A 15,191-nucleotide genomic window follows, 5' to 3' on the forward strand; every position below is an offset into this window, starting at 1 on the left:
TTTGAACAATCTAAAATATTTGTATTACCTGAAAAAAGGCAAAGGCAATGTCCGCGAGTAGTGAAAATTAAAGCACAAAAATATCCAAGAAAATGCCAGTCAATTTCTTAACTGACTGGCATTACCTGATATAGGGGCTTTGAAAATCTTTCTGAAATTAATATTTTACCCAAGTAACACTGCGACCAATTACTGATACCCCGACATAACCACGCAAGGTCAGACGTTTGCCATTAGCACTTAAGCGTGCTTTGCCTTTATAAACTTTGCCACTGATCGGATCAAGTACTTTGCCATCATGGTATTCACGCGGCTTTTTCGGATCTGCCTTAAAATCCCAGATAAATGGCAGGCCTAGAAAAGGCTTGTTCTTGAGCTGACCTGGACATTTATGACAGATCCCCATTTTTTCTGCGCCAGGCAAGCTGCGTGTTTCGACAATTACCCCTTCATAACTACCATCTGCTTTCTTGCGAATTTCCACATCCGCACGAGAATAGCCCGATTGATCATCGATGGTTTTCCATTTACCCAATAATGGATCTTCATAGGCAAAGGCCAAGCTAGAAACTGCGATTAAACTCATCCCCATTACTAGAGTATTCAATAATTTTCTCATAACATACCTGTTAAATTGATGATGTATTCATTTTAGAATTATTGCTCTAATTTATTTTAAAAGCATAATTAAATCAAGAGTATGAACTGTGCAGTCTTTCTCATAATTTTTCGAAAATGATGAATATTCATGTTTTGTTAATGTGAATAATCTTATAATTTAACAGAGATTCTTAGATTGGATTCACAGGAGAGTTTGATTCAGGGAGTAGACGGGTTTTCTAATGTAGGGGAATACGCTTGATTGAGCTAGTCGACCAAGTGTTAAAATATAAAAAAAGCATCCCGGGGAATGCTTTTAAACTTAAGGATTCTAAGTACTTAGCTCAGGTGTTTACCAAATAGACCCAAGGCTTCTTCAGCCGTAAAGGTATATTGGCTATTACAGAACTGGCAGTCCATCTCGATCGGATTCTGGAATTCCAGCGTTTCACGGATCGACTCTACGCCGATTTGCTGTAAAGCGACTGCACAACGCTCTTTAGAGCAGGTACAACCAAACTTCAACACTTCCGTATCTGGCAGACGCACTTCTTCTTCGTTATATAAACGGTACAGAATATCAGTGGCTTGCAAACCGACTAACTCTTCAGTTTTTAGAGTCTCTGTGAGCATGGTCAGACGTGGCCATAGATCTTCATCTACCCGGCGTTGTTCTTCTTCACTATTACGTGGTAATAACTGAATCAGTAAACCACCTGCACGCTGATGGTCACTTGCCAGTACAATACGCGTCGGAATCTGTGCAGACAGGTCATAATACTGCATCAGACAGCCCGCCAGATTTTCTTTATCAAGGGGTACAATCCCCTGATAACGCTCACCAAATTCTGGTTCGATATTGATGAACAGAACCGGAGAGGTGAGTGATTTCAACACTGTACTACTGTCTTCACCGACCAGAAAGTGCGGATCTTCTTCATAGTCAGCCAGAGCGCGAACTTCACCCAAATGGTTACATTCAGCCATAGCCCATTTAAATGTGCCCGATGCCTGAATTTGCAGGCTGATACGCCCTTTAATCTTCAATGTGCTGGCCAGCAGTGCAGTGGCACTAAGCATTTCACCTAGCAGGATTTTAACTGCAGGCGCATAGTCACGTTGCGCTAAAATGGTTTGTAAAGCTTCTTCAAGATGCACCACTTCACCACGAACAGGGCTATCTTCAATAAAAAAGCGTTGGCGTAAATCAGACATAAAATTCTCCATAACCCTGCTTTAATGGTGTCATTATTGTAAAACACAAGTTAGGACAGTTCATCTCTTAACGTATCAATTCCTGCGCCGTTTGTATCCTGTTGCTGCGGTGTAGCCTGTTTTTGCACTTTATGGCGTTGATCCTGGGTAAACAGATGCTCCAGTTCAGCCAAACTGCTGCGCTGATTTTCATAATTTGGATGTTCATCCGGATCCAGATGATATTGACTATTGAGCAACTTTTCATCCTGTTCACGGAAGTTTTGAATCTGTTGCAGGCTTTCTTCCGGGTCAGGATTGAGCTGGGTTAATAAGGCTTGACTGAGTTCCAAGGCGGAAAGATAAGTTTCACGCCAGATATGTTTCACGCCCAAATCCTGCAATAAATGCACATGATGTCGATCACGGGCGCGGACCCATAAACAGGTTTCAGGATAATTCAGCCGCAGATGCCGCACGATCAGCATCGAGTCTTCAATATCATCAATGGCGACAATGACCTGTTGCGCCGTGGCAACCCCTGCCTGCATCAAGGCTGCCGGTTCTGTCGCATCTGCCTGATAGAAAGGGATGTCGTACTGCGCCAGAAGCTCAGTGGCTGGCACAGTGCTGTCCATGACACTAAAGGCGTGTTGCTGTTGCAGTAGAATCCGGGCGATGATTTGTCCGAAGCGACCAAAGCCAATCAGCAGGATTGGTGTATGGGCTTGAGGATTAATATCAGTTTCAAAAGTCGCTGCCAGATGATTGTGGCGATCCAGACGCGGTAAGATCTGACTGTGCAATAACCAATAAAATGCGGGGGTCAGCAGCAAGGAAAAACTCACCATCCACAGCAAGGGAGAGAGCAGATCAGCCGCAATAATCTGGTCGGAAACCGCAATCACCAGTGCCAGTAAGGCAAATTCGCCACCTTGTGCCAGACTGGCTGCTAACAAGGTGCTATTGCGCCAGCTATTTTGATGATAACGCGCCAATGCCAGGTTGATTGCAAACTTGCCCAAGATTAAAATGAGGGTGCCACCGAGAATCATCCAAGGGAAATTGAGCAGATCAGCTAAGTGCAGTGACATGCCCAGACTGATAAAGGCTAGGCCCATCAACAGACTCTGAAAAGGCCGAATCGCGCTTTCTACCGCAGGCCGGAAATCTGAATCTGCCAGTAAAATGCCGGCAAATAAGGCACCGAGAAATAGATTCAGGCCGAGGGTATTCATTAACACCAACAATGCCAAGGTCACCGCAATCGCTACAATCGCATGCAGTTCGTGACTGCCACTTTTAGCAATCCAGCGATACAACGGCTGCATCAAGTAACGATTACACAGGAACAGACCGCTTAACGTCGCGATGAGGGCAGCAAAGTAGGCCACGCCATGTTCGGTCGAGCGAATCCCGGCAAATAAGGGAATGGCTGCAATCACCAGAATGGCCAACAGAGCATGAATCAGCAGAATCGAATAGGCTTGCTGACCATAGCTGGTGGCGAACTGTTCCTGATGATTGAGATGTTGAATCACCAAAGTCAGGGCGGACAAACTGCCGGCGAGTCCAATTACAATGCTGGCGAGTAGGCTTTGCTGAAGGAAAACCCAGGCCATGAGCGTGAAAATCAGGGTGCTGATTAGTACCTGTAAAGCAGCCATCATCCACAGGGAGGGATTAATCTGCACAATGCGTTGTGGTCTGAGTTGCAGGCCGATCCAGAACATCAGTGCCATCAGGCTGACTTGCATGAAACTACTCATGACTTCGGGTGTCTGAATCAGGTGCAAAAGGCTTGGACTTAAGATGATCCCTGTTAACAGATAGCCCAGCACACTTGGCAATCTGAGCCTTTTACTCAGTGGCACTATCAACAGTGCAATGACCAGAACCAGTGTTATTTGTAACAGTATCGACATTTTCCTGCCCTAAATTTATTCTTGATCCAGACTTGCAGTTTCGTATTCCAGATCGATCCTCAGGCGCAATATCTTTTAGCTCAGTTCCTGAGGGTCGATGTCCAGCGTGAGCTTCATGCTAGAAGGTTTGTCCTGCAGCATGTTTTGCCACCAGCTACGCACATAGTAATGCAAACGTGGACGATCCGCTGACAATAGCACCATATGCGACTGATAGCGTCCGGCCTTACGTTCCATTGGCGCAGGAATTGGTCCCCAGATGTCCAGCGCCAGATCAGGATATTGCCTGAGGAGTGCTGCATGTTTCTGTAAGAATTCGGTATTTTGTGCCTGATCCTTGGATTCACAGCGAATCAGGATGGCATAACGGTAGGGCGGCATTCTGGCCATCTGCCGTTCTTTTAAGGTTTGCTGGGCAAATACGCGATAATTTTCATTGACCAGGGTATTCAGCAGGGCATGATCAGGTCTGAGGGTCTGTAGGTAAACATCACCCTTATGTTCACCACGGCCTGCGCGGCCTGCCACCTGCACAATCAGTTGTGCAGTCCGTTCAGTAGCACGGAAATCCACACTGAGCAGACCGGAATCGATATCCAGAATCGCCACCAGAGTGACATAAGGAAAATGGTGTCCCTTGGCCAGCATCTGGGTGCCGAGCAAAATGGCAGGTTCGCTTTTCTGAATCTTGTCATAAATTTTTTGCCAGCTGCCGACCCGACTGGTGGAATCGCGATCGACCCGAATCACCTCAAAATCCGGAAAGAGTTCATTCAGATGTTCTTCGACTTTGCCGGTGCCCATACCCAGTGTAACCAGTTCCTGATGCTGACATTGCGGGCAGTGTTCTGGCATGCGGTGAATAGTGCCGCAGTGATGGCAATGCAGATGCTGATAAGGCTGACGGTGTACAGTGAAGTTGGCATCACAGTGCGGACATTGTGCCTGCCAGCCGCAGCTGCCACAAATCAGAACGGGAGCATAGCCACGGCGGTTTAAAAAAATCAGCACCTGTTCCTTTTTCTCCAGACGCTTTTTGATGTCCTGAATCAATTGCAGGCTAATCCCATGCTGCTTCTGTGCGACTTTTAAATCCAGAATATGGATTTTGGGCATCAAGGCCGTACCGGCACGCTGGTTCAGCTCCAGTGCCTGCATCTTGCCATGTTGCACCAGCGCATAACTGTCAATACTTGGTGTGGCTGAACCTAAGATTACCGGACATTGCTGTAAATGGCCGCGGTACAGTGCGACATCTCGAGCATGATAGCGGAAGCCTTCCTGCTGTTTAAAGGACAGGTCATGTTCTTCATCCAGAATGATCAGGCCCAGATTCGGCATCGGGGTATAAATGGCAGAACGTGTACCGAGTACGATTGAGGCTTTGCCGGTTTCTGCCGACTGCCAGGCTTGTAGCCGTTTGGAATCATTCAGCCCGGAATGCAGCAACGCAATATGGCAATGAAAACGGGACTGAAAACGGCTGATGGTTTGCGGCGTCAGGCCGATTTCCGGCACCAGCACCAGCACCTGTTTGCCCTGTTTCAGTACCTGTTCCATGATCTGCAAATACACTTCAGTTTTACCGCTGCCGGTCAGACCATCCAGTAAAAAAGCTTGATATTGATTGCGATATTTTAATACCTGTTCGACTGCATGTTTTTGTTCAGGATTGGCAGTAAGCGGCATTTGTGCCAGCTGCATCGGCTGCGGATTGAAATCTTGTGGCTCCAGCACACAGGCGCAAATCTCTTTTTTCTCCAGCGCTTTTAAGGTCGCGGTTTCAATCCCGGCCATGTTCAGCACATTTTCAGTGGTCCCGACCGGATGCAGTTTTAAAATCCGGTAAGCTTCCTGCTGCTTGTCCGAACGGCGTACTTTGGCCTCGGCATCAGGGTCCAGTAATTTCCAGGTACGGGCCAGCAGGTTATAAGGCTTACCCTGACGCAACAGAGTCGGCAGGGCACTGTGGACGACTTCACCGATCGGAAACTGGTAATACTGCGCTGACCATGTCAACAAACTTAAAACTTTGGCATCTATAATGGCGCGTTCATCGAGCAGTTCGGTTACTGCCTTAAGCTTAAAGCGTGGGTCGAGAGGGGTGTCTGCAGGCAGTTTTTCGATAATCACCCCGACCAGATTCTGCCGACCAAACGATACCAGTACACGTGCGCCAATCTGCGCCTGTTCAAATTGTTCTGCACTCATTGTGTAATCAAAACAATCAAATACATGTACAGGTACAGCAACGCGTACGCGATAAAGTAGACTGGAATCGGTGTGAGAATTTTGCATATCTTGGGGTGGAGATCCTGAAGAAATTTCGTCGTGCTTAAAGTTCGATTATGTTAGAGTGAGCAGATAATTTATATCAAAGAATATGAATGATTTCGGTGGTCTGACGCAACAGCGTTAAGCAAAATTTTGGAAAATTAGAGCATTACAATGCCTGCATATCAGTTTATTGCGCTTGATGCTTCAGGAAAGCAGCAAAAAGGCGTGCTGGAGGGGGATTCTGCACGTCAGATCCGGCAACAATTACGGGATAAAGCACTTATTCCGGTCTCTGTTGATCCTGTCGAAAAAAAAGACCAGCAGCATCGTCGAAAATGGTTTGAAAAAAGCATCACCGCCTACGATCTGGCCCTCATGACCCGGCAGCTATCTGTGCTGGTCGCTGCCGCGATTCCGCTGGAAGAAGCCATCCGCGCCGTCGGCAAGCAAAGCGAAAAAGTGCATGTACAAAACCTGCTAATGTCGGTGCGCTCCAAAGTGCTGGAAGGGCATAGTCTGGCGCAGGGCTTGCAACAATCCGGACGTTTTCCCGAGCTGTATATTGCCACAATTGCCGCCGGTGAACGTTCCGGGCATTTAGACCTGATTCTGGACCAACTGGCAGACTATACCGAAAACCGCTTTGCCATGCAGAAAAAAATCCAGGGTGCGATGGTCTATCCGATTATCCTGATGCTGATGTCCTTTGCGATCGTGATGGGGCTGATGACCTATGTGGTGCCAGATATCGTCAAGACCTTTGACCAGAGTAAAGATGCCTTGCCGTGGATTACCGTGGCCTTGATGAAAGCCAGTGATTTTATCCGCATTGCCTGGCCATTTTTATTGATCGGTGGGGCTTTGGGGATTTTCCTGTTGGTCCGGTTTTTAAGAACCACCGCCGGGCATTATGCCTTTGACCGTCTGACCTTAAAATTACCTTTATTCGGCAAATTGTCACGCGGGATTAATGCCGCACGTTTTGCCAGTACCTTATCCATTTTGACCCAGTCTGGCGTGCCGCTGGTCGATGCACTGCGCATTGGTGCTGCAGTCAGTAACAACTGGGTGATCCGGGATTCTGTCAATCTGGCAGCGGAAAAAGTCACTGAAGGTGGCAACCTGGCAACCCAACTGGAACGCAGTGGTTATTTCCCGCCGATGATGGTACAAATGATCAAAAGTGGTGAAGCCTCCGGTGAACTGGACCGTATGCTGGAACGTGCTTCACAGATGCAGGATCGCGAAGTGACCACCCTGATTTCAACTTTACTGGCCTTGTTGGAACCTTTAATGCTGGTACTGATGGCCAGTATCGTTCTGGTGATTGTGATTGCGGTCATGCTGCCAATTGTGAATATGAATAATATGATTTAAACAGAAGCCAGTTAGAATTTTGCTTTGATCAAGATTCAAGTGGAAATTCTGAATGATGCAAATAAATGAGAGAGATTGAATGAAAAGGAATCAATTAAATAAACAGACGGGCTTTACGTTAATCGAAGTCATGGTGGTGATTGTAATTCTCGGTGTGCTTGCTGCGCTGATCGTTCCGAACGTGATGGGACGTGGTGAAAAGGCCAAAGTCGATACCACCGTGATCAAGTTACAAAGCATTGCAGGTTCACTGGATCAATACAAGCTGGACAATGGCAAGTATCCAAGTATGCAGGAAGGTGGTCTGGATGCACTGGTGAATCAGCCAGCGACTGCAAAAAACTGGGTGCCGGGCGGTTATGTCAAAGGCGGTTTTCCAAAAGACAGCTGGGATAATGAACTGCAATATGTGATTCCGGGCACCGATGGTCGAAGCTTCGATCTGTATTCATTTGGTGCAGATGGTCAATCGGGTGGTGAAGGAACAGATGCCGATATTTATTATCAGCCTTAATTGAGAATCATTATAAATTCTCGATAGATGGCATATATCACTTCACTTAATAGGCTATTTCAATACGAAGTGAAGTGATAATAACTCTTAATTATTAAATATAATATAAGTTAATGATATTTATAATAATGAAATAATAAAATTGATATGCGAGTTATAATAAGAATTATTCCCATATTTATCTATTACAATTCTCGTAAAATATGAATAAACATACACTTTCTATTTATTTAAAAAAGCTCATAATGATCTGAATGGCACTTGACTCGCCAACGGAGAAGCACATGAAAGCATTTATCTTGGGAGATGAAATTAATCAATTTCATTGGTCGATGCTGAAATCTGTTCTTCTGGTTTTAAGCATGCTGCCGATCAGTCAGGGAATCGTCCATTTATGGCAGAGCACCGAAGGCAGCAGCCAGATTATGGTAGCTTTCTTTGCTATCAGCTTGATGAGCAGTTTATTGGCCTTGTGTTTCTGGTCAGCATTAAACGCGAGTGTAATCCGCATTCAGGCCGAACAAGGTTCAGCATTTGAGCAGACACTGGTTAGCCTGTATCGTCATGTGCCGATGCTGTCTCTTGCCAGCATGTTGTGTTATTTGGCTATACAATTTTAAGCTTGAAAGAGATGAAAAAACCGAGGCTATGACCTCGGTTTTTTATTGCCTTGAATGTTCCTCCCTTTCGTAAAGGGAGCTTAGGAGGGATTGATAAGATGCTATATTCAGGAATCCCCTAAGTCCCCCTTTGTAAAAGGGGTACTTGAAAAAATTACCGTCTAGATTTAAAGCTGACATCCACTTTGCGTGGACGGAAGCGCCATCCCATAAGCAAAAGCAGAACCGAGAAGATCATCACTGGCCAATCGCTGAGTTTCATATACAGCGTTTCACCCTGCATGGCTGGAAGTTCGCCACGTAATACTGCTTCCTGATCCATCGGAGCTTTTTTCACAATATGACCATTGTGATCAATAAACGCAGTTACACCAGTATTGGTCGCCCGAATAAACCAGCGGCCATTTTCTTTAGCACGCATTTGCACCATTTGCAGATGCTGTAACGGTCCTGCCGTGCCGGTAAACCAGGCATCATTAGACACAGTCACCAGAAAATCGCTTTGACTGGCATTGCGACGGGTCAAATTCGGGTAAGCCACTTCATAGCAAATTGCAGAACCCAATGGATGATTTTTCACATTTAATGGTTTTTGATGATCTGCGCCTCGGGTAAAACCGCTCATGGAAGGATCATTTTGTAGACCTGGCAATACCCAGCTCAACCAGCCTGATAAGGGAATATATTCACCAAAAGGAACCAGTCGTTGCTTCTTGTATAGCCCATCAGAATCATCGCCGCTGGCCATAATGCTATTGTAATATTTTGGATAGCCCGCAGCCTGTGATTCTGCTAAATCCCAATACGGAATGCCGGTCACCCAGGCCGTACCCGATTTTTCAGCCTGTACTTTCATGGCTTCCAGAAAGGCTTCAATATCAGTCTGGAACATGGGAATCGAAGACTCCGGCCAGACGATCAGATCGCGACCCCATTCGGTTTTACTCAAATTGGCATAAATCAATAAGGTCTTCACCTGATATTCAGTCAGCCATTTCAGGTCTTGCGGAATATTGCCCTGAATCAGGGAAACCGTTAAAGGTTTTTGATCTTTTTCCTCAACAAACGTCAGTTGTGCTGCGCCCCAGGCACCGAGTAACAAGATGGCGGAAGGAATGGCCCAGAACAGGCGTCTATTCAGGATCTCAACCAGCGCACAGGCCAGAATGATCACCACGAAAGATACCCCAAACACCCCGAATAATGGCGCATAAGCATCTAGGTAGCGTTCGGTAAAGGCATAACCAGCAAACAGCCATGGGAATCCGGTAAAGACCCAGGTCTTGGACCATTCAAACAGCACCCAGAGCGGGGCAAAGGTTAAAGGTGTTTCCGGGAAAAAGCGGCGATAGACAAACGTTTGAACGGCACTAAACAGACCCATCACCAGCGCCATAATCAGGATCATCACGACGCTGAGAAATGCACTGGTATCGCCATAGACATGAATTGAGGTATACAGCCAGAATGCGCCGACAAACCACAAGCCAATCCCATAAGCCCAGCCAATGCCAAAGGCCTGTTTTGCGCTACGTCCGCGCAGGCAAGCATAGAGCAGTGCTGGAGACAGAATCGCCAGCCACCAGTAATGATAAGGGGCTAGTGCCAAACTAAAGATAGCACCTGCAAATAAGGCAATTAAAACAGGATAGATTAGCGGCAAAGGTTTTTGCTGTTGAGACGAACTCAACAGCTTATCGAAATACGCTCTCATTGGCGCACGGCTCGAATTAGATGAATAGAGCGTGAATCCGCCTCAAGAATGGTAAATTGCCAGTTTTCCAGTTCAATGGTTTGACCTTCAAGGTCACTCACCAGACCAATTTCCTGTAATAACAAGCCGCCCATGGTTTCCACTTCATCATCAGGGAAAGTCGCATCCAGCATATTATTGAAATACTCAATCGGAGTCAGGGCTTGGACTACCCAGGTATTGGCGGTAGTCGGGTCGTTATCCGGAACAATGTAGTATGCTTCTTCGTCAGCATTGTCATGTTCATCTTCAATTTCACCGACAATTTCTTCCAGAATATCTTCCAGTGTCACCAGACCCGAAGTCGTACCGTATTCATCAATCACCACCGCAATATGCGTCTGGGTATTCTTTAACATGCGCAGCACCTGATCGGAGCGGGCACTTTCCGGAACAAACAAAGGTTGACGCATAAGCGCGCGAATATCGACTTTGGCCGTCGGCTCAGTCAGAAAAGGCAATAAATCCTTGGCCAATAGAATGCCCACCACATTGTCGGTCTGATCGGAAGAAAATACCGGAAAACGTGAATGCGCAGACTCGACGAGCACATGCAGGATATCCAGCAGTTGATCATCTTCCTGTAAGCTGATCATGGACGTGCGAGGCGTCATGACTTCACGAATTTTGGTTGCCGGGAGGTCAAGAACGCCCTCAAGCATGGCAACAGTATCGGGTTCTAAAAATCGACGTGAATCTTGTACTAATTTTAGCAGTTCGTCGCGAGTTTCGGGTGCAGTTCCCAGCCATTTGCGTAAGCCGCGCATACCCCACGACGGGCCTGATTCCTCGTGCATGATTTTTCCTGAAGACTCTTAATATCTAAAAAAACGTGGTTTTATCATACCGCAGAAAATACGCTTGTCTATTGTAAATATGATGCGCAGTCTTGATCGCGTGAGTCAGCGCTGATTTTAAAACTGGCCACGTATGCAAAGCAGCAATGTAATCGCAGCTTTATGCTAAAATATGGCGGTCTTTCCATCCTGAGTCTATCGATGTCTCCAACTGAAATTATTCCAAGTCTGCAATTGAATACCCGAGGTTTGCGTTGTCCTGAGCCAGTGATGATGTTGCATCAGGCGATCCGTAAATCCAAGGCAGGTGATGTGGTTGAGGTGTTTGCCACGGATAATTCAACGTCGTGGGATATTCCAAAATTCTGTATGCATTTGGGGCATGAGTTGCTATTGCAGGAAGAACGTCTGGATGAAAATGGCAATAAAGAATTTCATTATTTAGTGAAGAAAGGCGGCTAAAGAGATAAACGACAGATGAGCTCAATGATCTGTCCCTATTTAGGAAATAAAACTCCACAAATCTGTGAAATTAAATAGATGAATGGGCAAGAACTGAAATTTTAAATATTTATCCACAAATAAACCCGCTTAAAAGCGGGTTTATTTTTTATCTGATAATCAGATTAAATGTTCGGATATGAACAGCACTGCTGCGCAAGAACTATCCAAATTACATATTCGGGTAATTCGGACCACCACCACCTTCCGGTGTTACCCAAGTGATATTCTGGGAAGGATCCTTGATGTCACAGGTCTTGCAGTGCACACAATTGGCTGCATTGATCTGGAAACGCTTGGAACCGTCATTATTTTCCATAATTTCATAGACACCCGCCGGGCAGTAACGCTGCGCAGGTTCATCCCATTTCGGTAGATTTACTTCCACCGGAATTGAAGCATCGGTCAGTTTCAAATGTGCTGGCTGGTTTTCTTCATGGACCGTGTTCGATACAAACACCGAAGACAAACGGTCAAAGGTCAGCTTGCCATCCGGTTTTGGATAGGTCGGCTTGAAGCTTTCAGCTGCCTGGGTTTTTAGCGTAGCATGATCCTGAACCAGATCATGCAAGGTAAAAGGCACTTTAAACACGTTCTGGTCGATAAAGTTAAAGGCACCCCCGATCCATTGACCGAACTTGTGCATTGCCGGGCCAAAGTTACGCGAGTTATACAGCTCTTCTTTCAGCCAGCTGTTGTTAAACTTGTCGGTATAAGCAGTCAGTTCTTTGACAAAGAAATCTTCGCCTTCCACTACACGCGCCACCGCCAGATCACCGCCTTTTTCTACACCAGCAGCAATCGCTTCAAACACCGCTTCACCGCAGAGCATGCCGGATTTCATGGCTGTATGAGAACCTTTGATCTTGGCAAAGTTCAGGAAGCCGGCATCATCACCAATCAATGAGCCACCCGGGAAGGTGAATTTTGGTAGCGAGTTAAAACCGCCTTTGGTCACGGCACGCGCACCATAAGAAATACGCTTACCGCCTTCCAGATATTGCTTGATCAGCGGATGGGTTTTCCAGCGCTGCATTTCCATGAACGGATACATGTGCGGGTTGGTGTAGGACAGATCCACGATCATACCCAGAGTCACCTGGTTGTTCTCGGCGTGGTAAAGCCACCAGCCACCTGAAGAACCGGTTTCATTCAATGGCCAGCCGGCACCATGCATCACCAGACCCGGTTTATGCTTGGCAGGATCGATTTCCCAAAGCTCTTTAATGCCGATGCCGTAATGTTGTGGATCCGCATCCTTGTCCAGGTTGAATTTCTGGATCAGGCGCTTACCAAGATGACCACGGCAGCCTTCAGCGAAAATTGTGTATTTGGCATGCAGTTCATAACCCGGGGTAAAGTTATGCGTTGGTTCGCCATCTTTACCAATGCCCATGTCACCGGTCTGGATGCCTTTGACTGTGCCATCGGCATGATACAGAATTTCCGAGGCTGCAAAGCCTGGGAAGATCGACACTTCCAGTTCTTCGGCTTTCTGGCCTAACCAGCGCACCACGTTGCCGAGCGAGATGACATAGTTGCCATCGTTATGCATGGTTTTAGGCACCATCCAGTGCGGTGCTTCCTGTGATTTTTCATCTGACAGCAGGAAGAAGGTTTTATCTTCAGTCACCGGGACATTCAGCGGGGCACCCTGTTCTTTCCAGTCCGGGAACAGCTCATTCATGGCACGTGGTTCAAGCACCGCACCGGAAAGAATATGCGCACCGACTTCGGAGCCTTTTTCTACGACACAAACGGACAAATCGTTTAAGTTGTTTTCAATTGCAAGTTGACGGATTTTGATCGCAGCAGAAAGACCCGCAGGGCCTGCGCCTACGATGACGACGTCAAACTCCATCGATTCACGTTCGATGTGTTCCATGTAGGACTCCTCATATTACTATTCGGTGGCAACCATAATCATATGATTGGGTGCTGCCATAAGTGTTCTTGGTTCCTAGACACAAAAATGCTGGTGTCTTTGATAATCTGGGCTAGTATAGTTTTAAAGCCGGTTTTAGCCAATTGGCTGAAACATATTATTTTTCCGTCATTAAGGTCTTCTTTTATGGATAAGCCAGTACCCAGCACAAATCCGACGAAAAAAGTAACTTATCCCGATGATAAAAATTTAATGGATATCGCACAATACTTAAAAGATGCACAGGGCAGTCACAAAAGGTCAATACCCCCTTTGGAGCAATGGCAGCCAAAGCATTGTGGCACAATGGATCTCAAGGTTTTAGCCAACGGCGAATGGTGGCACGAAGGTCAATTGATCAAGCGTCAGCCGATGATTGACCTGTTTGCAACGGTGCTCTGGAAAGAAAACGATAAATTCTATCTAAAAACACCAGTAGAAATGATTGAAATCGAAGTTGAAGATGAACCTTTATTTGTCAATCAGGTCGATCAGGTTGAAATTAATGGAAGGATTTATCTGCAACTGGGCACGACCACGCAAGACCTGATTGTTGTTGATGCTGAACATCCAATCTTTATGCGTGAATATAAAGGTGAGTTGAGGCCTTATGTGCATGTGCGTTTTGGGATTAATGCACTGATTCAGCGTGCGGCATTTTTACATCTGGTCGAGATGGGAGAGCTTGATGAAAATCCGGCAGGCGAAACCGTTTTAAGTTTGAAAAGTGGTGATTTAGACTTGCATTTGAGCACCTGAGGTTTAAGCTTGAACGCTAGAAATTTCAAACAAGCCACCTGCAACGTTATGAGCGCTATTCAACCAATTTCCCAGCTATTAGACTCGATGCCCAATGCCACGGCAGATGCGCCTATTGGCATTTTTGACTCAGGCGTAGGCGGCTTGTCAGTCGCCCTGGAAATTGCCCGTCATTTGCCTAATGAGCGCTTTGTCTATTATGCGGATACTGCGCATGTGCCTTATGGTCCGAGAGATGATCAGGAAATTCGTGCCTTGACGGCTCAGGCGATTGAATGGCTTTATCGTCAAGGTTGTAAAGTTGCGGTGGTGGCTTGTAATACCGCTTCCGCTTTTAGTCTGGATTATTTGCGTGACTATTATGGTGAAAACTTTCCGATTATCGGTTTAGTACCCGCGCTTAAACCGGCGGTCCTGAATACCCAGTCGAAAACGGTGGCGGTATTGGCCACGCCCGCGACCTTCCGCGGCCAACTGATTAAAGATGTCATTTCCCGTTTTGCCGAACCGGCTCAAGTCAAAGTCCTGCCTGTGACCAGTCTGGATCTGGTGCCTTTTGTTGAGGCTGGGGAGCAGATGAGTGCAGCCTGTTTGCAGACATTAAAAGAGATTTTACAACCAGTTGTAGATCAGGGCGCTGATTATTTAGTGTTAGGATGTACACATTACCCCTTCCTAAAATCGTCAATTCAGTATATTTTTGGTCAAAAGCTGACATTAATTGACTCAGGATTCGCGGTTGCAAGACAAACGGCCCGAATTTTAATTAAAAATGGGTTATTATTTGAGCATAAGTCTAAAGAAAGCGTGAAAATTGAATTGGTGGTGAGTGGGCAGAATGCTGAACAGCTCCGACCGATTTTGCAGCACCTGATTCCGGCCGATTTAAAATGGCAGGTCAGTAATATGAGTGCAGTTTAAAACTCATTTTTATAATTTAAGAAGAAAGA

The 15,191-nt window shown here is 46.2% G+C and carries 13 protein-coding genes; 6 read left to right on the top strand and 7 right to left on the bottom strand.

Translation table 11 applies throughout. The annotated features are described in order from the left end of the window. Positions 1-157: 157 nt before the first annotated feature. The 4 genes from FTV08_RS09540 to FTV08_RS09555 form a co-directional block, all read right to left on the bottom strand. Positions 158-619 (bottom strand): DUF2147 domain-containing protein, encoded by a 462-nt coding sequence (locus FTV08_RS09540; protein ID WP_148334810.1) that lies wholly within the window; start codon positions 617-619, stop codon positions 158-160. Positions 620-939: 320 nt separating this feature from the next. After that, positions 940-1,815: an Hsp33 family molecular chaperone HslO gene (locus tag FTV08_RS09545; protein WP_004647344.1), complete on the bottom strand. Its 876-nt coding sequence runs from the start codon at positions 1,813-1,815 to the stop codon at positions 940-942. Positions 1,816-1,865: 50 nt separating this feature from the next. Next, a complete protein-coding gene (locus FTV08_RS09550; protein ID WP_180087195.1) occupies positions 1,866-3,719 on the bottom strand; it encodes a cation:proton antiporter in 1,854 nt (617 codons plus the stop codon). Between the two features lie 75 nt (positions 3,720-3,794). Next, on the bottom strand, positions 3,795-6,017 hold the full coding sequence (locus FTV08_RS09555) for a primosomal protein N' (protein ID WP_180087196.1): 2,223 nt from the start codon (positions 6,015-6,017) through the stop codon (positions 3,795-3,797). Positions 6,018-6,167: 150 nt separating this feature from the next. On the opposite strand from FTV08_RS09555, the gene gspF reads away from it, so the two are divergent. From gspF to FTV08_RS09570, 3 genes are all read left to right on the top strand, one after another. Then, positions 6,168-7,373, top strand: a complete 1,206-nt coding sequence (gene gspF, locus FTV08_RS09560) for a type II secretion system inner membrane protein GspF (protein WP_004729358.1) — start codon at positions 6,168-6,170, stop codon at positions 7,371-7,373. A gap of 79 nt (positions 7,374-7,452) precedes the next feature. Beyond that, a complete protein-coding gene (gene gspG / locus FTV08_RS09565; RefSeq protein ID WP_004278567.1) occupies positions 7,453-7,887 on the top strand; it encodes a type II secretion system major pseudopilin GspG in 435 nt (144 codons plus the stop codon). 284 nt (positions 7,888-8,171) lie between these two features. Beyond that, positions 8,172-8,507 carry a hypothetical protein gene (locus tag FTV08_RS09570; protein ID WP_180087197.1) on the top strand — a complete coding sequence of 112 codons (336 nt, stop codon included), beginning with the start codon at positions 8,172-8,174 and terminating at the stop codon, positions 8,505-8,507. A gap of 154 nt (positions 8,508-8,661) precedes the next feature. On the opposite strand, the gene lnt is transcribed toward FTV08_RS09570, so the two are convergent. Then, positions 8,662-10,221, bottom strand: coding sequence for an apolipoprotein N-acyltransferase (gene lnt, locus FTV08_RS09575; RefSeq protein WP_180087198.1), 1,560 nt, complete (start codon positions 10,219-10,221; stop codon positions 8,662-8,664). Next, positions 10,218-11,057 carry an HlyC/CorC family transporter gene (locus FTV08_RS09580; RefSeq protein ID WP_004278564.1) on the bottom strand — a complete coding sequence of 280 codons (840 nt, stop codon included), beginning with the start codon at positions 11,055-11,057 and terminating at the stop codon, positions 10,218-10,220. The genes lnt and FTV08_RS09580 overlap by 4 nt, the downstream gene beginning before the upstream one ends. 201 nt (positions 11,058-11,258) lie before the next feature. On the opposite strand from FTV08_RS09580, the gene tusA reads away from it, so the two are divergent. Next, entirely contained in the window at positions 11,259-11,519 is a 261-nt protein-coding gene (tusA, locus tag FTV08_RS09585; RefSeq protein WP_004729361.1) for a sulfurtransferase TusA, read from the top strand. Between the two features lie 211 nt (positions 11,520-11,730). On the opposite strand, the gene FTV08_RS09590 is transcribed toward tusA, so the two are convergent. Then, complete coding sequence (locus tag FTV08_RS09590; RefSeq protein ID WP_180087199.1) at positions 11,731-13,443, bottom strand: electron transfer flavoprotein-ubiquinone oxidoreductase; 1,713 nt, start codon at positions 13,441-13,443, stop codon at positions 11,731-11,733. A gap of 186 nt (positions 13,444-13,629) precedes the next feature. Between FTV08_RS09590 and FTV08_RS09595 the strand changes: the two genes are divergently transcribed. Together FTV08_RS09595 and murI are read left to right on the top strand one after the other, a co-directional pair. Beyond that, positions 13,630-14,241, top strand: a complete 612-nt coding sequence (locus tag FTV08_RS09595) for a DUF1285 domain-containing protein (protein WP_180087200.1) — start codon at positions 13,630-13,632, stop codon at positions 14,239-14,241. Positions 14,242-14,289: 48 nt separating this feature from the next. Then, entirely contained in the window at positions 14,290-15,162 is an 873-nt protein-coding gene (gene murI / locus FTV08_RS09600) for a glutamate racemase (protein ID WP_005108030.1), read from the top strand. The last annotated feature ends 29 nt before the right edge of the window (positions 15,163-15,191 follow it).

The sequence above is a fragment of the Acinetobacter sp. YH12226 genome, assembly GCF_013417805.1.
In the GTDB taxonomy this organism is placed as follows: domain Bacteria; phylum Pseudomonadota; class Gammaproteobacteria; order Pseudomonadales; family Moraxellaceae; genus Acinetobacter.